12 protein-coding genes are annotated in these 20,340 nt (G+C 63.2%); all 12 read right to left on the bottom strand.

Features of this window, described 5'->3' with window-relative positions; translation table 11 throughout:
* Nucleotides 1-14: 14 nt before the first annotated feature.
* On the bottom strand, nucleotides 15-806 hold the full coding sequence (locus NVS32_RS07125; RefSeq protein WP_258499200.1) for an ABC transporter ATP-binding protein: 792 nt from the start codon (nucleotides 804-806) through the stop codon (nucleotides 15-17).
* A 5-nt stretch (nucleotides 807-811) separates the two neighbouring features.
* Entirely contained in the window at nucleotides 812-1,843 is a 1,032-nt protein-coding gene (locus NVS32_RS07120; RefSeq protein ID WP_258499199.1) for an extracellular solute-binding protein, read from the bottom strand.
* A 153-nt stretch (nucleotides 1,844-1,996) separates the two neighbouring features.
* Nucleotides 1,997-3,808: an NTP transferase domain-containing protein gene (locus tag NVS32_RS07115; RefSeq protein WP_258499198.1), complete on the bottom strand. Its 1,812-nt coding sequence runs from the start codon at nucleotides 3,806-3,808 to the stop codon at nucleotides 1,997-1,999.
* A gap of 144 nt (nucleotides 3,809-3,952) precedes the next feature.
* A complete protein-coding gene (locus tag NVS32_RS07110; RefSeq protein WP_258499197.1) occupies nucleotides 3,953-4,366 on the bottom strand; it encodes a hypothetical protein in 414 nt (137 codons plus the stop codon).
* Nucleotides 4,367-4,405: 39 nt separating this feature from the next.
* Nucleotides 4,406-5,473, bottom strand: a complete 1,068-nt coding sequence (gene ruvB / locus NVS32_RS07105; protein ID WP_438273328.1) for a Holliday junction branch migration DNA helicase RuvB — start codon at nucleotides 5,471-5,473, stop codon at nucleotides 4,406-4,408.
* Entirely contained in the window at nucleotides 5,470-6,102 is a 633-nt protein-coding gene (gene ruvA / locus NVS32_RS07100) for a Holliday junction branch migration protein RuvA (RefSeq protein WP_258499196.1), read from the bottom strand. Before ruvA ends, ruvB begins: the two co-directional genes overlap by 4 nt.
* The gene (gene ruvC / locus NVS32_RS07095; RefSeq protein ID WP_368407216.1) at nucleotides 6,099-6,752 is read right to left on the bottom strand and encodes a crossover junction endodeoxyribonuclease RuvC; all 654 of its coding nucleotides are present in this window, start codon (nucleotides 6,750-6,752) and stop codon (nucleotides 6,099-6,101) included. Before ruvC ends, ruvA begins: the two co-directional genes overlap by 4 nt.
* A gap of 81 nt (nucleotides 6,753-6,833) precedes the next feature.
* Complete coding sequence (locus NVS32_RS07090; protein ID WP_258499195.1) at nucleotides 6,834-8,744, bottom strand: nitrilase-related carbon-nitrogen hydrolase; 1,911 nt, start codon at nucleotides 8,742-8,744, stop codon at nucleotides 6,834-6,836.
* Nucleotides 8,745-8,888: 144 nt separating this feature from the next.
* Nucleotides 8,889-9,269 (bottom strand): desulfoferrodoxin family protein, encoded by a 381-nt coding sequence (locus NVS32_RS07085; protein WP_258499194.1) that lies wholly within the window; start codon nucleotides 9,267-9,269, stop codon nucleotides 8,889-8,891.
* Between the two features lie 211 nt (nucleotides 9,270-9,480).
* On the bottom strand, nucleotides 9,481-13,380 hold the full coding sequence (dnaE, locus tag NVS32_RS07080) for a DNA polymerase III subunit alpha (RefSeq protein ID WP_258499193.1): 3,900 nt from the start codon (nucleotides 13,378-13,380) through the stop codon (nucleotides 9,481-9,483).
* A 168-nt stretch (nucleotides 13,381-13,548) separates the two neighbouring features.
* The gene (locus NVS32_RS07075) at nucleotides 13,549-17,052 is read right to left on the bottom strand and encodes a UvrD-helicase domain-containing protein (protein ID WP_258499192.1); all 3,504 of its coding nucleotides are present in this window, start codon (nucleotides 17,050-17,052) and stop codon (nucleotides 13,549-13,551) included.
* The gene (locus NVS32_RS07070; protein ID WP_258499191.1) at nucleotides 17,052-20,339 is read right to left on the bottom strand and encodes a PD-(D/E)XK nuclease family protein; all 3,288 of its coding nucleotides are present in this window, start codon (nucleotides 20,337-20,339) and stop codon (nucleotides 17,052-17,054) included. The genes NVS32_RS07075 and NVS32_RS07070 overlap by 1 nt, the downstream gene beginning before the upstream one ends.
* Nucleotide 20,340: the final 1 nt, after the last annotated feature.

Raw genomic sequence — 20,340 nt, 5'->3', positions numbered from 1 at the left:
GCCACAACGACCCCCTATTCCAACGGCGAGGCGAACCTCGCAAGCGAGTCGTACTTGGCCTTGAGGTTTGCCACCACAAAGTCGCGAACGTAGCTGTCCGCGGGGTTCTCGACGATGTGAAGGGGCTCGTCGAGCTGGTGGATTGAGCCTTCCCCCATTACCATGACACGGTCGGCAAGTGCGAATGCCTCCTCTTGGTCGTGCGTGATGAAGATCATCGTGGTCCCATGGTCACGCTGAATGTTCTTGAGCTGCGAGCGCAGCGCAAGGCGCGCGTCAGCGTCGAGTCCGCTCGTTGGCTCGTCGAGGAGTATGACCTCGGGGCTCAAGGCAAGCGTGCGCGCAATGGACACGCGCTGCATCTGGCCACCAGAGAGACCAGCGACTGGCTTGTTGGCAAAGTCCGCCATGCCCAGGCTCGCAAGCGCATCGAGCGCAATCTGCGACCGACGCACGCGCCGGGTGGGGTCGAAGCGCAGTGCATACTCGACGTTACCCAGCGCGGTCATGTTCTCAAAGAGCGCATAATCCTGGAAGACTATGCCCATGTGGCGCTTACTTGGGGCGGCATCCGTGATGTTCTCGCCATCGAGAAGCACGCTGCCAGCATCCGGATGCTCAAGACCAATGAGGATGCGCAGGAGGGTCGACTTTCCGCAGCCAGAGGGGCCCAGTATCGAGAGAAACTCTCCCCCATGCACGTCGAAAGTAATTCCATGGAGCACTTCGCGGCCGTCAAAGGACTTCTTGATTCCTTTGACGGTGAGCTTATGGGGTGCGGTTGTCTCTTGGCTTTTGATGGTCATGGCAATCAGTGGCTCCATCTCTCGAGCAGACGCATCTTCTCGTCCACGTCGGTTATGCCGGTCATGTCGGCGTACTTGACGTCCTTGGGATAATTGGGAATCTCTGGCGATACGCCTACCAGCACTTGATCGGGCACATAGGTTGCATTGTCTATGCGCACGCCCTCGGTGCAGAGCCACCCAAATACGTCATGGACTGCCTGACGGCCTGCTCGTCCTTGGATGATTCCGGATCCGTACACGTCCCAGGGTGACCCCTCTTCAAAGAAGTGGACAGAGAGTGGAGCACCCTCGTTTATCTCGGATACCGCGTGATAGGTCATGCCAAGCCCAACCGCTGCCTCACCCTGCACCAAAGCGTTCACAGGGCCAGAACCCGAGGACGTGAACTGGTAGACGTTCTCCGCCAGCGCGTCGAAGTAGTCAAAGGCGGCATCCTCACCCCATGCATTCACGAGGCTCTTGAGGAAGTTGTAGCCTGTGCCGGAGGTCTTGGGGTTGGGCATGGATACCACACCGGCATAGACGGGATCCAAGAGGTCCTGGTAGGAGGTAGGAGTTGGAATTCCTCGCTCTGACAGGATGTTGTCGTTCGTGGCGATGCAGGCACTCTCGCGGGAAAAGGGAAAGTAGCGGTCATCCGGATCGAGAAGGTCCTCGCAGTACATGGACTCGTCAAAGTCCGAGAGGACCTCGAGGCTGTCTGACACCTGGTTGATGTAGCCGCCCTCAAAATCCAGTACGATGTCCGCCTCGGATGACGCCCCCTCCATGCGAAGCCTGGCAGCGCAGTTTCCCGTGGTGATGTAGTGCATGCGAATATCGTAGTTGGGAAAAGCCTGCCGCAGGGCTGTCATCTGCGTCTCGTTACGAATGCCCTCGCAGCACGAATAGATGACAACGGAGTTGCTCGATGTTCCTCCCGCACCAGCAAGGGCACCAAGCCCTATACAAGCGGCAGCACCACCGGCAAGTTCGAAGAAGCCCCTGCGAGAAATTCCAGGAGAGGCATCGTCATTATGAATGCGTCGCGCCATACAGTCACCGCCATGCGTTTTGTCATGAACACATCAACTGTCTGTAAAGAGAGTTATGGTGTTCATACTACACGCAATGCCACAAGAACATGAACGGAATATGCAAATTTGGACACAGCCGTTGTGCGATGGCGCCCCAACACGCGCGAGCAGCTACGATGCCTCGCGCTCGCCCCCGCGCTCGTCGCCCTCGTACCAGGAGAGCACGCGGTCCACGTTGTCCTGCGCGTAGCGATAGTAGATGAGAAGCCACTCGCCCACGTTGTCGCCCTCTGCCTCCTTCTCGAGCGACCACACATACCAGCACCATCCCGCAAAGACCACGTAGCTCCAGAAGTGACGACGCTCGCGTGTGGTTGGCGTACGACCAAAGTAGTCATACAGGGCGTTCTCGGCCTCTTCGTTGGAGAGCTCGCAGCACACCGTGAAGGTGCCAAAATCGCTTGCCTCGTCCGACATTCCCGCATACTCCCAGTCGATGAGACTGTACTCGTCCCGCTCGTCGACGAGGAAGTTGAGGTAGAAGAAGTCGTTGTGCGAGACGCAACGAGAGAAGCCGTCCCTCTCGGCGTAGCCCTTGAGCCTCAGCACCTTTTCCTTGAGATCATCATAGCCAGGGATTTCAATAGAGCCTCGCTCGGCAAGGAGCCTCTCGTACCCCAGCCCCTCCTCGACAAAGTCAAAGCTGCGGTTGAGCGTGGCTTTGCTCTGATGGAACCTGCGGCACATCTGCATAGCGCGCTTGAGCTGCACAGGGTCATGCGGGTCAAGGGAGCGGGCGTTTGGCACGAAGCGCGAGATCTTCCAGCCCTGCTTCTGGTCCTCGTAGATGAAGGTGCTGTCAAGGCCAAGCTCGCGCGCAAGGCGCAGGCCCGCCTCCTCGGCGGCTCGGTCGACCATCTTCTCGGTCCCTAGGCCGGGGTGGCGGTACACGTACTCCTGCTCGGCCGCTCCCTCTCCCACCGAGAAGTGGCACGAGAGGTTAGTGAGGCCCTGCTTCAAGGGATAGAAGCCATGAATCTGTGACTTCTCACAGCCCAGGACCGAGACGACGTTGTCGAAGATGTTAGAGTCAACGTTCTCGATGAAGGCAGGGTCAAAGCCGCTCACCTGATCAAGGGTGTCAAACTCGTGAATCGAGGCTCCGGGATAGCGCCGAGCGGCCATGTGCAGCTCGTCTGTGTGGGCACGGAAGATGTCTTCCCAAAGCCTGTCTGCCAACTCGGGCCGACGCACGGCATCATCGAGAAGCGGGACAAAGCTTGTGGAGAACGCACGGTCGAAGTATGCGTGGCCGAGCATTGTCCAGGCGTCCGTACCCCCCACGCTAACTTGGGTGATACGGTCTGACGAACCCGTGGTCACGCACCACTCCTCGGTTGGGCCAGCAACGTACTGGGTGGCATAGTAGGCCTCGTAGACATAGTGCTCGAAAGGATTCTCCTCGAAGTAGTCATCTGACGAGCACACGTAGGTGTTGTCGAGGCGGTCGCGCACAAGCCACAGGGTGTAGCTGTTGTTCCTCGTCGCATATTGCGGGTTGACCTTGATGCGCACGCCAAACTTACTTGCCAGATAGAAGAAGTACTCCTTCTTGTAGCCCACCACCACGGTGATGTCGGTAACGCCCGCCTCCTGGAGTTGGCGGATCTGCCGCTCGATGAGGACCTCTCCGCGAACGCGGAGAAGACCCTTGGGCTTCTCGTAGGAGATGGGGGCGAGGCGAGAGGAAAGGCCCGCGGCCATGATAATGGCGTTTTCAACCTCGTAGGGCTTCAGCGACTTGAGCCCGTCGATGGTGAGCATACCGTCCGCAATAAGTCCAGCGTCCTCCGCCTCATGCAGGACGCCATTCACCGTTCCAAGGGAGAGACCCGAGGCGGCGCTCAGCTGACGCTGGGTCATATGAGTGTTTGACTTTGCAAGCGCAACAAGGACCTTGAACATGCTTCTGGAGAGCGCCATAGAACCTCCGGCGAGAAAAACCTAGTTTGTTAGGCTTCAGTATGTTAGGCTTCAGTATGCCAAAGGTAAACTGAATGTTCAATATATTAGGCGCTTGTAAGACGATGAACACCAAAACAGCACCGCAAGGATGCCCAGGTAAGACTAGAAGTCCTTGTCTGCAGAGCCAAAGAGTTCGGCGTCAAGGGCAGCAAGCTCCTCAGGAGGCGTCGAAAGGTCGCAGCCAAAGCTCTCTGCCACCGCCTTGGCCTGCAGGCGTCGAAGGCCGGCAAGGTCATCGTTGCCCTGAGCCTCGTACACGCGAGAAACGCGGTCGAGCGCGTAGCAGACGTAGGCGGCGACTGAGTCTCCCATGCCGGAGAGCACGAGCATGGTGACGAGCGAGTCCGGTGAGAGGGCCATGGCCGTCTGGACGTCGAGGTCAACGAGGTCCGCGACCTGCTGCTCGACCTCCTGGCAAGAGGCGGGGTCGCCCTTCTCGACAGCAAGCCCCAACGCCCTTGTTACCGCCTCGACGAACTGCGAGATGAGCTCGGTAATGTAGTCCCTCTCTAGCATGGTGCCATCCTCTCTGCGAACGCTAACGCGGCATAGATTCTAACGCTGCGGTGGTAGCGGCACCTTTAGATGCTCAAACGCGGCAGGGGTAGCTTGGCGTCCCTGAGGCGTGCGGACAATGAGACCGCGCTGCAGGAGATACGGCTCGTAGACGTCCTCGAGAGTGGATGGGTCCTCCCCCACCGCGGAGGCAATGGTAGTGAGCCCCACAGGACGGCCTCTGAAGGTGCTCGTGAGCGCAGTGAGGATCTTCTTGTCCATCCAGTCAAGGCCCATCTCGTCTATCTCGAAGAACGAGAGCGCCTTGGCAGCGACCTCCCACGTGATGGCACCTCCAGCCCTCACCTGGGCGTAGTCACGAACGCGCTTGAGCAGGCGGTTTGCCAGGCGCGGCGTTCCGCGCGATCGCGAGGCTATCTCTGCCGCCCCCTGCTCGTCAATCTGGACGCCAAGGATGGCCGCCGAACGCTGGACAATGCGCTTGAGCTCGTCGACGGTGTAGTAGTCCAGGCGGTATGAGATGCCAAAGCGGTCGCGCAAGGGTCCCGTGAGAAGCCCTGTACGCGTGGTTGCACCAATGAGCGTGAAATGCGGAACGTCAAGACGGATGGAGCGCGCTGCCGGACCCTTGCCAATGACAATGTCGAGGAAGAAGTCCTCCATTGCGGGGTAGAGGACCTCCTCGACCTGGTGGTTGAGGCGGTGTATCTCGTCCACAAAGAGGACGTCGCCCTCCTCGAGGTTGGTGAGTATGGCGGCAAGGTCTCCCGTGCGAGCGATAGCCGGCCCCGACGTGGTTCGCAGCCGGGCGCCCATCTCGTTGGCAACCACATTGGCAAGCGTGGTCTTTCCCAGGCCCGGAGGGCCAGAGAAGAGCACATGATCGAGCGTCTCGTGACGGTCCTTGGCGGCGGCAATGAGCACGCGGAGGTTGTCACGCACACGCTCCTGGCCGCAGTACTCGTCAAGCGTGGTTGGGCGAAGGCTACGGTCGACGTCGAGGTCATCTGCCGTGAGCTCGCCCGTCACGGGACGCGGCCCCCCATGGCCGTTGCCGGAACCCGGCACGTCGTCGAAGAGATCCTCTTCCTGAGCCTCCCACGTCACAGGTTGCCCCCAATCCTCTTGAGCGCAAACTGAATGGCCTTCTCGACCGTCACAGCGCCAGCCTCCTCATGCCCATCGAGAGCAATCTCTGTCTCCTGCGGCGAGAAGCCCATGGATAGAAGCGCGGCAGTTGCCTCCTCAGTTACGGATTGCGAGGTGTCTGGCACCTTGGACTGGCCTGCCGCGGGTTCGCTCATGCCCACAAGACCGCGCAGGATTGCGTCCTTGGCAAAGACATCCTGCAGCTCGACGAGGAGCCGCTGGGCCTTCTTGCGTCCAACGCCAGGCACCTGCGCCATGCGTCCCTCGTCCTGGAGGGTGACGATGGATGCGAGCGTTGCCGGCGAGAATGTGGAGAGCACCGCAAGCGCGAGCTTTGGTCCCACACCAGAGACGGCAACGAGCTTGTCAAACACGGCGCGTTCCTCGCGCGTGGCAAAGCCATAGAGCTCAACGGAGTTCTCCTTCACGAGCATGCGCGTGAGCACGGTAACGCCAGCCTCGCCAACAGCTGGCAGCGATGCCGCGGTGGTTGCCGAGACGCCTAGCTCATAGCCAACGCCACCCACGTCGATGACCACATGAGAGGGCAGAACTTCGACGAGGGTGCCCGTGAGCTGCACGATCATTGGGTGTTCCTCCTGCTCTGCCGGACGTGGCCAAGAGGCGATGCCTCTCCACGTGCGCCTGCGAGACGTGCCGCCGTGGCAGCCGCCGTGACGCTGCGCGCCGTGGCGGCGTCAAGCTCCTCCTGTGCCCTCTCCTGCTCGAAGACCTGCACGGCCGCTCCCTCGCGCGTGAGCCGATGCGTTCGCGTAAGGTTGGCATGGCAGATGGCCGCCGCCAATGCGTCCGCGCAGTGGTCCGGGCGCGGGTCGTGATCAAGGGCAAGGATGTTCCTCACCATAAAGATCACCTGGCGCTTGTCCGCAGACCCCGTACCCACCACTGCCTGCTTGATCTGCATGGGCGTGTACTCCCCCAGCTCGAGCCCGGCCTCTGCAGCGGCGACAAGGGCTGCGCCACGCGCGTGTGCCGTTGCAAGTGCAGAGCGGGAGTTCTCGCCAAAGAAGATCTTCTCGATGGCAAGCTGACTGGGCGCGTAGGTCTCTATGGCCTTGGAGATGCCCTCGTAGATCTTTCCCAGGCGGCGATCGATGGACTCGGCCGAGGAGGTGGAGACGCAACCATACGCACGTGCCCTGCACACAGAGCCGCGCGTCTCGACCACGCCCCAGCCCGTGTTGGCAAGGCCGGGATCTATGCCCAAGATAATCAAGCGGTTGCACCTCCCCACGCGTGGAATTGTTAGAACGTTCGTTCTATTCTAGCATACCACGCACCCAAGGGAAGGGCATTCTCAGTTCTCCGAGAAGGTGCGCCAGCCGGAGCCGCCACCCGGCATTCCACCGCGGCCTGGACGACCGCCCTGACCGTGCTTTCCTCCACGGCCATCCGGTTGGTCGGCGGCAAGGCCACCCGTGAGCGAGAGGTCTCGGAGGAGGTTCACAACTCCGCGCATGTCCTGCTCGGGGTCGTGCTTCTCCGCAGCGGCCTTGCGCGCATCCTCGGCCGCACGCGTCTGGCGCTCGCCCTCCGTATCCGCCGACGAGCGCTTGGCAATTGCCTCGTCCACGTCCTTGCCAAGCGAGACCGCACCCTCCATCAAGTTGCCAGCGCGTTCTTCCTTGGTGCGCGGACGGTCACGCCACGCCATGCCCAAGGGCCATGGCGCGTCGTCGAGCGTGCAAGTGGACATCACGATGACCAGGCAGCAGGACATTCGACCTGGCTGGCACGTTGCAAGACGGTCAAGGATGGCCGAGACCACCTGGGGGTGCCCCTCGATATCAGCGATATCGGAGAGGGCTCGCGCCCACTCGATGTGGCTGGCGAGCACGTAGTCGACGAACCCCAGCCGCTGCTCGGGCGTAGGGCCGCATTCCTCGACGCCTGGGATGGCGGGCACCTCGAAGGCACGGCAGGAGTCACGCGAGATGACCGGCGAAATGGTGTTTCTCGTGTGCACAAGATCGAGCACGGTGGAGCGGTAGACGTCCCCCAGGGGGGCAAGCCCTGCGGGGGCGAGCATGCCGGGCATGATCTCAAGTGCCATGGCTGTCTTGTCGAGGTTCGAGAGCGGCATGACGCCCTCCTCGCGCGCCAGAGCCGCCAAATGGGCCTTTGCGAGGTCTGCCGCAAGCGCGCGGTCCGGCGAGAGCGCGGCCATGGGGAGCTCGCGAACGGGCAACCTGAGGTTCTCGACGAGCTTTCGGGCAGACGCGTCAAGCCTGTCGTTAGCCCCAGTCACGAGCAGGGCATGTACGTTGGTGGGGCCAAGGGCATCGGTCACCAGGGTAGCCACGGCACTTGAGCCAAGCGTGCCGTCTACGAGCACGGCCGCCTGGGTGAAGCCCATCTGGTCGATGGTCTCCGAGAGCCCCTGCACAAGCGCGTTCCAGCCCACGAGTGGTCGATCGAAGACCTCCGGGGCAAGCGGATGGTCGAGGGGGCCGCCATAGTCGGGGTTGACGTCTGCGACGAGAAAGTCCTCGTCGAACGATGCCGCCTGGGCCGCAAGCTCGCCCCACGAGGTAAGGACGAAGCTCCCACCAATGCACACCTGCTCACCGTAGGTTCCAAGCGATCCCACGCCAACGATCCAAGCGCCCGTTGCCTCGGCATCGTCTATAAAGCGGCTCTCGGTGATTGCCATGCCCATGCCCGAGGAGGGGTCGTCCAAGACAAATCCGCAGCTGTCGAGGTAGAGCAGAACATCAAGGTCAAAGTCATAGGTGTCGAAGTCATCGAGGTCGTCAAAGGAGAGGGCAAGCCCAAAGCGGACGCCGTCTAGCTCAAAGATGGCAAGGTCAGACGCGGGGCCCCTGCCCTCCTCGCCTTCCTGAAAACGCTGGGGCACACGTTGCTCAAGTGATGAACGCATCATCGCTGAGAGCTTGAGCGGCGTGATCTGCCCATCGCGTACGAGAATCGCTTCGGGGGCAGGCCGCCCGTCGATATCAGAGACAACCGGCACGATGCAGGGGCATGGAGCCTCGTCGGCAATCTTCACCAGGGACTCCGCAAGGTCGAGCAAGAGTCCGTCCCGGCTGGGCGGATCGGGTGGCCAAATACCCATAAGGGCGGCGGCGGGAAACACCACGAGTTCGGCCTTCTCGCTGGCCGCTCTCTTTGCGTACTCGATCATGCGCTCCGTGGTGCGCTCGAGCTCGCCTGCCGTGGTCCTCATCTGGGCAACCGCGATCTTCATGCTTGGACCTTCCCCTACCTTTCGTAACCTGCTATCGATTGTATCCCCGCCAAGCTTGCCCGCACTACCCAAAGAGAAGCGTGCCGCCCCGGCACTGCCAGGGCGGCACGACGAACCGTAGAGCGGTTGAGAAGCCAGCTTGGCCTAGAGCTCAGCCTTCCAGAGGCCATGGAGGTTGCAGTAGGCGTAAACCGTGGCCTTGCCATCCTCGCCCAGATGGAAGCGTGCCTCGGGGGCCTCGCCCGGCTTGAGGTAGCGGATGACGGTCTTGGTGCCGTCGGCAAAGAGCAGCCACTCGATGTAGTGCTCGGGAGTCATGGGGTGCTCGACGGAGCCAACGTGGGCAACAAGGCGGTCGCCCTCGACGGTCAGCGCAGGAACGTGCTTCTCGACGGCGGCGTCGGTGGTGTTGGCAACAAGCTCCTCCATAGGCTCGCCGCAGCACACGGGCGTGGGGCCGCCATCAACGATCTTCACGACGATGTTGCCACAGTGCTTGCAGCGATAGATCTTTACATCTGCCATGGGACATCCTCTCCATCTTTGGCTCCTTCCCGCAGGGAGGAGCCACTGCCTGCGGCCGCATCGCGACCGCTACTAAAGCTATTGTCCCCCACCAGGCGCCGATTCATGCATGCGGCAATTGCTATCTTTAAACCTACATATAAGCCTCAACGACAAGAGCGAGCGCACTCCCCTGTCGAGAAGTGCGCCCGGGGCGGGGCAGAGCCGCCCCCTAGGCCACCTTCACGTGGCCGGAGCGGCCGATGAGGTCGATGACCTCGGCCATGAGGACCATGTTGTGCGCGTCGATGCGCGTGGGAAGCTCCATGCGCATGACGTCGCCCGAGGCGCTCTCCACGCGCAGCTCCACGTGGTCGAGACCGGGATAGCGGCCAAGAATCTCTCCGAGATTGTCCATGCGGCCGCGCGTGAGGAGGTTGGCAGGCATGTTTATCTCGAGCACCTTGGGACGGTTGGTCTTGTCGTTAAGCTCGAGCGGCTCGACGGAGGTGCAGATGAGCTGGTCGCCACGGTCACCGCGCTCCAGGCGCCCCACCACCTTGATGAAGATGTCGCCCGTGCTCTCGCCTGTCTCGGGGTCGACCTCGCCGGCGAGCGTTGCGGCACACTCCTTGTAGGTCTTGGGGAAGATCACGAGCGAGGTCTCGGCCTCCATGTCCTCGAGGGTGACGATTGCCATGGCGTCGCCCTTCTTGGTTGTCTTCTTCTGCACCGAGGTTGCCATGCCGGCAAGGCGGATGGGCTTGTCCTCGGGGACCTTGAAGCGCTCGGTGGTGGCGCCGGTGTTGGGGTCGGTATACTCCTCCGAGACGGAGAGGTCTGCGATGGTGTAGTCGCGCGCCTTGGCAAGCGCGTAGGCATACGGGCGCAGCGGGTGATCCGAGACGTAGATGCCCAGGACGTCGTGCTCCTGTGCGAGCTTGATGTGGCGGTCCCACTCGACGCCGTCGGGCGCCGGAACCTCGTCCTGAAAGCCGGAGCCCGCCACGTCTCCAAACATGTCGAACATCGAGAACTGCCCCACTGCGCGCTCCTTCTGGCGGCGCGCCGCGGCGTCGATGATGTTCTCGGGGTTGTTCTTGTCGACGAAGTGCATGAGCTGCATACGGGTGTAGCCCGTGGAGTCGAAGGCGCCTGCCTTGATGAGGGACTCGACCACGCGGCGGTTTGCCTGGGAGCCGTCCACGCGCTCGCAGAAGTCGTGGAGGTTCTTGAAGGGGCCGTTGGCGTCTCGCTCGGCCATGATGCACTCGCCAACGCCCTCGCCCACGCCGCGGATGCCGGCGAAGCCAAAGCGCACGCCCTCGGCGGTTGCCGTGAAGTCCTTTCCGGACTCGTTGATATCGGGCGGCAGCACCTGGATGCCCTCGCGACGGCAGCTCGTGACGTAGTGCACGATCTTGTCGGTCTTGCCCATGTAGGACGTGAGAACCGAGGCCATGTACTCGCGCGGGAAGTACGCCTTGAGCCACGCAGTCTGCATGACCAGGATGGCGTAGCCGGCGGAGTGGGACTTGTTGAACGCGTAGGAGGCAAACTCCAGAACGTTCTCCCAGATCTCCTGCGCTACCTCGCGCTTGTAGCCGTTCGAGACGGCGCCGTTCATCCAGTGGTCGTAGATCGTCTCGTCCGCGCCGTTGCCCTCCCAGTGGAAGACCTGGTCGGTGAGCATCTTGATCTTCTTCTTTGCCACCGGCTTGCGCATGCGCGAGTCTGACTCGCCAGCGGTGAACCCCGACATCTTCATCGAGATCTGCATGACCTGCTCCTGGTAGACCATGGTGCCATAGGTCTCCTCCAGGATCGGCTTCAGGCGGTCGTCGTAGTACGAGATCTTCTCCTGGCCGTGCATGCGCTTGATGTAGCTGTCGACCATGCCGGCGCCCAGGGGGCCGGGGCGGTACAGGGCGATAAGAGCGACGATCTGCTTGTAGGCGTTGGGCTGCATGTTCTTGATGGTGGCGGTCATGCCCGCAGACTCCACCTGGAACACGCCGGCCGTGTAGCCCTTGCCGAGAAGCTCGTAGATCTTGGGGTCCGAGAAGTCGACCTTGTCCACGTCGATGTCCACACAGGTGGCGCCGGGCTTGATGCAGGCCTTGACCGCATCCGGCATGCGGTCGATGTCGGAGGCGTTGGGGTAGGAGTGGCGGATGTTCGCGAGCGCCTTGTTGATCACCGTGAGCGTGCGCAGGCCCAGGAAGTCCATCTTGAGCAGGCCCATGTCCGCAACGGAGTGGCCCTCGTACTGGGTGATGGTGACGTTGCCCTTGGTGTCGAGCTTGGTGGGCACATGGTCTGTGACGGGCGTGGGTGCGATGAGCGTTGCGCAGGCGTGGACGCCCTCGCCGCGCATGAAGCCCTCGATGGAGAGGGCGGCGTCAATGATTCGGTGGGCGTCCGGGTCCTTGTTGTAGGCCTCCTCGAAGTCCGGCGAGTACTGGTCAGGCTTCTTCTCGTTCTTGTGGAGGGCGTTGGCAAGCTGGAGCTTGGGGTCGTTCGAGAGCATCTTGGAGAGCTGCTGGCCCTTGTAGACGGGGAAGCCCAGGACGCGGTTGGCGTCGTTGATGGCCTGCTTGGCCTTGATGGTCGAGTATGTGATGACCTTGCACACGTGGTCCTCACCGTAGACGTCGCGAACGTGCTGCAGGACGTCCTGGAGGTGCTCGTCGTCGAAGTCCATGTCGATATCGGGCATCTCGGAGCGCTGCGGCGAGAGGAACCTCTCGAACATGAGGCCGTTCTCGAGCGGGTCGAAGTTCGTGATGTTCATGGCGTACGCGACGATGGCGCCAGCGGCGGAGCCACGGCCCGGGCCAACGCCGATGCCGTTGTCCTTGGCCCACTGCACGTAGTCCTGGACAATGAGGAAGTAGTTGGCGAAGCCCTTCTCGGTGATGATCTTGTACTCGTGCTCGAAGCGATCCTTGACGTTCCACCCGCCAATCGTGAGGTCGCGCCAGTTCTCGCCATAGCGCTTGGCCAGCCCCTTCTCGCACTCCTCGCGGAAGCGCTCGTCCGCCGTCTCGCCGGGGCGGAGGCCAGGGTACTCGGGCAGGTACATGTGGGTCCAGTCGAGCTCGTAGTTGCACTTGTCGGCGATCTCGAGCGTGGTGTCGCAGGCCTCGGGGCACCATGAGAAGAGCTGGCGCATCTCGTCCTCGGACTTCATGTAGAACTCCGAGCCCTCCATGCGCATGCGATTGGGATCGTCGAGGGTGGTCGCCTTGCCAATGCATGAGAGGATGTCCTGCGTGGAGGCGTCGTCGCGCGTGAGGTAGTGGAAGTCGTTGGTGGCAACAACCTTGACACCCATCTCATGCGCCATCTTGACCAGGTACTCGTCGAGCTTGCGGTCGTCCCAGCCGTTGCGGAAGGTAAGGCCGTGGTCCTGAATCTCGATGTAGAAATCATCGCCAAAGACGTCGCGGAAGGTCTCTGCCCACCTGCGCGCACCGTCAAAGTCACCGTCCAGGATGCACTGGGGAATAATGCCCTGGACGCAGGCGCTCTGGCAGATGAGGCCCTCGTGGTACTCCTTGAGCATGTCGAGCGTGGTACGCGGGCGGTAGTACATCATCTCGTGGCCGGCGGCCTTGGACATGCACTTCACCAGGTTGTGGTAGCCCGTCTCGTTCTTGGCGAGAAGGATGAGGTGATAGCGGCGCTGCTTGGTGCCGCGCTCGATGCAGTCGTCAGTGATGAAGTATGCCTCGCAGCCAAAGATGGGCTTCACCTTGAGGCGCGGGCGGTTTGCCTGGACGGCATCGAGGTCGTGTCCGGAGGACTCCCACACGGCAACGTCGCTTGCCCACTGGTCGTGGATACGGTCGAAGTAGCTTGCGTCATCCGCGTCCGGCGCAGGCTCCTCGAGGTCCCAGCTCTTCTTGAAGCACTCGACGTCGTGGCGCCACTGCTTCATGTTGGCCTGGCCGTCGTTGTACTTGCGACATTCCAGGTCAAGGTTGGGGATGCCAAACATATAGCCGTGGTCCGTAAGGGCAACGGCAGGCATCCCCTCGTCGACGGCGCGCTTGACCATGCTGGGGATGGGCGTGGCGCCGTCGAGAATCGAGAAGTCCGAGTGATTGTGTAGGTGAACGAATGCCATGTGTTCTCCATACCGGGTGACGCTTTGTGTTTGGCAAAGCATAGCAGAAGGCCAGTGGCTGGCGTTTTGGCCTATACCCCACCCTACCTGCGACAATGGCATTGTCGCAGGTAGAATTCAAGCAGAGGCTCCACACGTTGTTCTGATTGCCGCTACCCCCAGGGGGCGCTATCCCATGCGCGGCGGGTGCGTGGCGTCAAACTCGTACGGAACCACCACGGGCTGGCCGAGAACGTCAGTGCGGTCCAGCTCGACGCAGACAAAGCGGCAGCTCACCGAGGCAAAGCCAAGCTTCATGAGGACGTACGCATAGAAGTTGGCCTGCATCTCGTGGCGCCGGCGCAGCGCCTGCGCATCGAGGCCGCGGTCCCCTGTCTTGTAGTCCACAAGACAGGCGTGGTCAGAGCCTGGGTCTGTGGCAAGAAGGTCAATGGCGCCCTCCACGTAGCCGCCGTAGGCGGAGTCCACCCTCTGGAAGAAGGGAACCTCCGCGCGCACGAGCGCGTGCGAGAGGACCTCCTGCCGCACGTCCGACCCCCACCAGCGCGAAAGCGCCTCGTCGAGCCTGGCGCCGGCGCGCTTGGAGAGGTGCCAGAAGCGCTTGGTGGCCGCGATGCGCTCGGGCACCGGGAAGCGCTGTCCGCCCTCGACCATGGCCTGGGCAAGCTCGTGGAAGGCCGACCCCAGCCCCGTGGCCTTGTCAGCATCGCCCACCACGGGCGCGCCCTCCTGCATGGCGTCGCGCTCGGCGCGCGTTGGCAGGGCGGCCACGCCGGCAACGGGACCGGCATCGTCTAGCGACGCCGCGTCAGACGTCGAGAAGTCCCCGAGCATCTGCGCATGGGCGCTCGAGTAGCTAAAGACACCCGCGCGCGGCCGCCACATGGTGACGGCAGGTGCTGCAGGGTCAGGGTCTGGTGAGACAAGCGAGAAGCCTGAGGGTGCCGGCGCCTGGACAGTGGCGCCAATGGCGATGACCTCGTCCGCGCTGGCAACGGTGCCGTCGAAGAAGCTTCCAGCCGAGTCAAGCGTGGTGCCATTTCCTGCATGCTCATTGTTGGGCTCAAGGGAGACGCACCTCAGCCGCCCCGGCTCGCTGCCGCCGTACTCGAGGGAACTCTCGCCCGGCACAGGCGTGGGCGTTTCCACAAGCGCCCCAAGGACGTTTGCAGCCAGTGCCGGCGAGGCGCCCGAGGAGGACTGCGTCACGCCAACCCCCAGGACCAACGCCTCCCTCGCACGCGTGAGCGCCACGTAGAGCAGGCGGGTCTTCTCGGCAGCCTCCTGCTCTGCGCCATCCTCTGAGAGCGAGAGAAGCCACTCCGCGCAGCTGTGGGGGTTCTCGTCTGCAGAAAGCTCCTTGGGGACCTTAAGCCCCTTGGGCTTCACGATGATGCCTCGGCGTCGGGCGTCGACGCGGCCGGTGACCACCGGTCCCGAGGTGCGCGGGTCTGCCCAGCACTCAGCAATGGCAACGATGGGGAACTCGAGACCCTTCGAGGCATGCACGGTCATGATCTGCACCTGGTTTGAGGACCCACCCGCAAGGGATGCCGGGGGAACCTTGGCCGCCTCGAGCCAGAGGTCAAACTCAAAGGCGGCGCGCGCCGGGCCAAGGCCAAGGTCCTGCGTGAGCTCGCGAATGTAGCGCACTGCTGCCAGGACGTTTGCCTCCTGCGCAAGGCCGTCGGTGCCGGCGGCCTCCAGGCGACGAAGCCACCCGGATTCGCGAACCACCTGCAGGCAGACGTCTGCCACAGAGTGCTTGCGTAGCGCCAGACGCGCGCGGGCGAGAACCTCGTGCGCAGCCTTGAGTCGTGGCGACGGCTGCGCCCCGCCAAAGAACGACATGATCTGGATTCCCCGGTCGATGGAACGCTTAGTGGGCGCGTCCACCATGTCCTGCCTGCGCGTTCCCAACTGCACAAAGTCGTTGGCATCGAGCTCAAACATGGGCGAGGCCAGAAGTGGGAAGAGGCCAGATTGGGTGTCGTGCGGATTGGCCAGCGTATGGAGCAGGGCAGCCATGACCTTGACCTCGGGGGTGCGCGTGAAGGTCGAGCCACCCGTAACCACGCACTCGAGCCCATGGGAGCGCAGCGCGTCGATGTAAAGGTCTGCCTTGCTGGTGGCGCCAAGGAGCAACGCCATGTCGGACGGGCTCTGGCCTGCAGCGGCATACGCCGCGAGGCGGTCTGCTATCTGAGTTGCGCACGTGGCAGAGGCTAGGGTTGCCATGCCACGTTGGGCAAGTGTCACCTCCACGTCCACGCGCGGGAGAGAACGGGCACGATATCCGTCATCCCGCTTGGGGTTTGGCTCCAGGTGCATGAAGCCGTCGACCACGCCAGTAGGAACACCGCAGACGGCATCCACAAATGAGAGGACGTCGGCATGGCTGCGGTAGTTCACGTCAAGGCGAACGTGGTCCTTCTGCGGGACCTCCTCGCCGCGCGCGCGGAACACGCTCACGTCCGCACCACGGAAGCGGTAGATGCTCTGCTGGGCATCACCAACCGTGGTAAGGTGCCGCGCGCCGTCACCGGACAGAAGCGTGATGAGCTCGAGCTGGCTGGCGTCGGTGTCCTGCGACTCGTCGACCATCACGAGCTTGAAGCGCCCGCGGTAGTCTGCCGCAACAACGGGGTTGTCGCGCACGGCATGGAGGGCGAGTGCGACGAGGTCATCGTTATCCAGGACGGACTGCTCGCGCTTGAGCTCGAGGTTGCGCTCGTCAACCTTACGGGCTAGGCAGACAAGGGCCTCTGCCAGCGGCGCATTGCCAGCGAGCGCGGCCTCGAGCCTTGCCTCGCCCAAGGCGCGCTTAGCCTCGGGCACAAGCTCCTTGATTGCCTTTGCTCGTGCGTTGGGGAGCTTTACCCCGGCAAGAGCCGCAGAGGCCGCCTCTGGCGTGCGCTCGCCCGGAGGTGCCGAGAGGAACGCATCAAGAGACCCCAGACTCGACATGACCGCCTCGCGAGCGGCCGGTGTGATGCCAGACTGCGCACCCAGGGCGCCCACCGCCTGCCTCAGACGATTGACGGACCCCTCGACATCCGGCTCACCCACCATGACAAGCGAATCAAAGCCGTCAGGCGAGGAGTGCGCGGCATTCACCACGTCCAGGACCATGGATACCACGCCGAAGGAGGTGGGCCCACCAAGGGTTCCGTAGCCGTATTCCTCGAAGGCACGGTTGAGGACGGCGTCCGCGTGGCCACGGTTCGCAGCGCCCACGACCTCCTCTGTTGCCTGCTCGAGAAGGGCGCGTGCCTCGTTGACGCCGGCAACCTTGAACGATGGGTCTATCCCCAAGTCGAGCGCATGGCGCTTCAGGATGCGCGAGCACATCCCGTGGATCGTGCTAATCCAGGCGGAATCCACCATGAGCGCCTGCTCGCGCATGCCAGCCTCGCGAAGCGTGGAGCGGACACGCTCCTTGATCTCGCGCGCGGCGGCGTTGGTGAAGGTGATGACGAGGACCTGGCTCAGGTCATCCACAAAGGGCGCACCGTCCACACCGGAGCCGGGCGAGAGGGCCCAGGCAATCCTGCGCGTAAGCGTGAACGTCTTGCCGGAGCCGGCGCCAGCTTCGACAAAGACAGGGCGGTCAAGCGTGGAGACGATCTGACGCTGACGGTCGTTCAAGGTAGAGAGGTCTATGCCTGACACTAGGAGAGCCTCCTCTCGCAGTTCATGACGGGGCAGAAGGAGCACGCGGCAGCATCGAGCGGGTTTGCCTCGACGTTTCCCGCAAGGAGCTGGGCCACCTTCTCGGCAATTGCCGCCTCGGTGGCATCGAGGTACGCCTCCATGCCGTGCTCGCCTTCGATACCGTAGGAGTCGCTGTCACTGACCGCATACGCGGAAAGGGAGCTGTCCCTTGCGGGGGCGTGACTGCCAAGCACGCGATCAATCGAGTTGTCCAAGATGGCTCCGCCCACGGCGTGGCTCCCACGGGTTCCCAGGTAGACTGCCGCCCTCACCTTGAGCTCTGGATGCATGCGACGCACCACCTGGCCATAGATGAGCGACTGGACGCGGCGGGGCAGGCCATACGGGGCAGCCCGCTGCTCGTCTGCCTCGCTCTGCGGAGCATCTGCGGCGGTATGCACGGGCGTCACGCCGTACTCCTTGGCAAAGCCGTTTGGCCCCTTGTGCTTGTAATCGATGACCACGGCCTGCTGGTGGGCATCAACGTCCACGCGGTCGATGGTGCCGCAAATCCAGGCCCCGGCGTATTCCACAGGCTGGTCCTGCGTACCAAAGTCCCACTCGAAGAAGCGCGGCTCGAAGCCTACAAAGAGGCCCGCCTCGTAGTCGAGCGCGGACTCGAGGTCGTGCCTGAGCTGTTCAAGCTGCGCCTCGTCTGCGGAGCTGTGGGGAACAAAGGCCTGGTAGCGGCTGCGCTTTCCCTGGCGCAGACTCTGGTGGCGAAGGTGCTCCTCAAACTCGGCGAGAAGGACCTCGTGCGCGTGCGAAAGGCCCGCCGCATCGTCCTCAAGCACGCGCGAGCCAGGAAGCATGACCCAAGGGTCGAGGTGGTCGCCCTCGCCTATCCCCGCGCGCTCGCGCGCCTCGGCGAGCAGCCGCGCGTGAGCGACCTCCAGTACGCGGTGCGCAAAGGTGCCCATCTCCATTGGGCCAAAGCCGGCATCGGAGTCCTGCAGGCGAAGACGCCGCAGGCTGAACCACTTGTACGGGCACTCGAGGTACGACTCGATTTGCGATGCCGAGAGGAGCGGCTTTCCCTCCACAAGGTCAACCCTGCCCGTGGGCGGCACAACCACCAGGGCGGCATTGGGGCCAGAGATGCTGCCTGCGGGCGAGGGATCATTGCTGCCAAAGACATTCATGCCGTGACCAGTTGTGCTGAGGTTTGCGTCTGCCTGGCCCTCGCCACGGGACCACACCGGCATGCCCTTGTCCTTGTCGGCTATCGCCTTGCCATAGCAGGAGAGCAGCTCCGTGAGCATAACAGCCGGGTAGCAGGGGCTGCCCGAGGCATCGACGCCGCACCTCTCCACAATGAGTTTTGTGCGGGGCACGCGCAGCATGCGCCAGAAGACGGAGCGCTCGTGAGCGGCGGGGTTTGACTTTGGCTCTATCCCCAGGCGCTCGAGAAGCGCCGAGAGGACGTCGTCTCCGGTGGCGACAGGCCACTCGGTGGAGGTCATCGAGCAGGAGACAAGGACATCTGCCGAGAGGGGCGCCAGCCCCGCCGCCCGCGCGCGGCCATAAATCCTGCAACGACATGCCCCGTCGCCCGCCCAGGCCCCAGGGCGCACGACCACGCTGGTCTGGGCCATTGCCTGCGCGCAGAGCTCGACGAGCGTGGAGAGACTCACGTGCGCCGGGACCTCTGGGTCTGCCGTTATCCCCAGGTCCTTGAGCGTGCCAGCAATTCCCAGCACCGCGTCAAGGACGCCGATGCCGCGCTCGTCCTCAAGGCGGTTGTGCTCGGGCGCAACGGGAACCAGCTCGAGGGTGGTCTCGCTGGGAACCAGGTCCGCTGGCATGGCCTCCCCATCCTGCAGGTAGGGTGCAAGGAGCTTTGACGCCGCGGACCCCACGCGCCCGCGCAGGAGCTCCCTCGTGGCAGCGGCAACGGGAGCGCTCGTGGCCTTGGGGTTCTGGAGCGTGGCAAGGACGTCCGCGGGGGTGAGCAGACGGTCTGCGCGCCACGCACGATCAAGCGAGACGGCGCGCTCGGTGGGAACGTGCGCGATGTCCTGACGCAGGAAGTCCGCAAGCGCACGCGGCGGCCACCAAGTCATATCGCCCAACACAACGAGCTCCCCCTCGGGGCTCTCCTCAGGAGCCGGCCACGAAGCAGCCAGCTCAGAGAGCTGCGCGACAGAGCTTGCAAACTCGAGGAAGGCCCTCCCCGCCTCGAGCTGGTCCACGCGCGAGGAAAGCTCCGCCTCACACGTCACGCCGCGCGAGAAGAGCTTGGGCGAGAGTTCGCGCCAAGCTCGGGCGGGGTCTGCCGCGACTACAACCACCTCGTGCGCGCCCGACTTTGCAAGCTCGACCACACGGGATGCTACCAGCTCCGCCTCGGCGAGAGGCCCGGCCGGAGCGAGAAGCTCCACCGCACCCGTAGGCGCGACGCCCGTCTCGGTACCAAAGATCGATTTGACAAGGTTCTGAAGCTCTGGTGCCCTATCGGCGTTAGCCACCGGCCCGGGAGTTGCCTCCCCTTCCCTAGAGACGCTGCCGCCGCGTACGGCAATGGCCTCCTCCACCTGCGCAATGGTGGAACGTTGTCCCTCTAGGGCAGCGTCATTTCCAGTCTGGGCAACAATGGTGAGCTCTCCTGCGCAGGCGAGGTCTGCCAGAAGCTCGCGCGTGGGGCGGGACGTCTCGCCCAAACCTGCAGCAACGACACACCCCGGCCCAACGAGTCCCTCTGCCATTGTGCCGACAACCCGCGCCATTGCCTCGGATTCCTCGACGTAGCCCGCCTGGTGAATGATGCGCGCGTACTCCCCCGCCAGGGCAACAACGCCCACCTCGGCATTGGTGAGGCCGGCCCCGTGGCAGGCAAGCTCGTTTGGCTCGCCCGCAGGATCCAACGGAAGCCAAGGCAGCGCCTCACGCACGAGCGACGAGAGGAGCTGCACCGTCCCCGCGTTGAGCGACACGCCGCGACTAAGCGATTGGGGGGCTTGCGCAATGGCACGCTGCACGGCGATGGTCCTCGCAAGCGGCTCGACCACGTGCGTGCCGTCTCCCCACACCTCCCAGCGTTCCTTGGTCCATGCAACAGGCGTGGTGACAGTCACACCAAGCGAGAGGGCAGGATATGCAGAGAGCTCCTTCTGGGCAACCAGCTGGTCGGCAAAGCTCGAGACCAAAAGCGTTGCCGTGCCGTGGGTGTGCAGCGCCTCCTCCAGGCACGCACGGACCTCTGCGCTCGCCAGGCACTCCTCGGCAGTTGTCGCAATGTGAAGCATC

Origin of the sequence: Tractidigestivibacter montrealensis, from assembly GCF_024741235.1 — a bacterium.
Lineage (GTDB): Bacteria > Actinomycetota > Coriobacteriia > Coriobacteriales > Atopobiaceae > Tractidigestivibacter > Tractidigestivibacter montrealensis.
Note: the sequence above shows the minus strand (reverse complement) of the source record. Positions and strands in the feature narration are given on the sequence as shown.

Bases quoted from the DNA above. Each gene is read 5' to 3' on its own strand.
- NVS32_RS07110 (WP_258499197.1), bottom strand. From the start codon at position 4,366: ATGCTAGAGAGGGACTACATTACCGAGCTCATCTCGCAGTTCGTCGAG.
- NVS32_RS07085 (WP_258499194.1), bottom strand. From the start codon at position 9,269: ATGGCAGATGTAAAGATCTATCGCTGCAAGCACTGTGGCAACATCGTC.
- ruvA (WP_258499196.1), bottom strand. From the start codon at position 6,102: ATGATCGTGCAGCTCACGGGCACCCTCGTCGAAGTTCTGCCCTCTCAT.
- dnaE (WP_258499193.1), bottom strand. From the start codon at position 13,380: ATGGCATTCGTTCACCTACACAATCACTCGGACTTCTCGATTCTCGAC.
- NVS32_RS07090 (WP_258499195.1), bottom strand. From the start codon at position 8,744: ATGAAGATCGCGGTTGCCCAGATGAGGACCACGGCAGGCGAGCTCGAG.
- NVS32_RS07070 (WP_258499191.1), bottom strand. From the start codon at position 20,339: ATGCTTCACATTGCGACAACTGCCGAGGAGTGCCTGGCGAGCGCAGAG.
- NVS32_RS07120 (WP_258499199.1), bottom strand. From the start codon at position 1,843: ATGGCGCGACGCATTCATAATGACGATGCCTCTCCTGGAATTTCTCGC.
- NVS32_RS07115 (WP_258499198.1), bottom strand. From the start codon at position 3,808: ATGGCGCTCTCCAGAAGCATGTTCAAGGTCCTTGTTGCGCTTGCAAAG.
- NVS32_RS07125 (WP_258499200.1), bottom strand. From the start codon at position 806: ATGACCATCAAAAGCCAAGAGACAACCGCACCCCATAAGCTCACCGTC.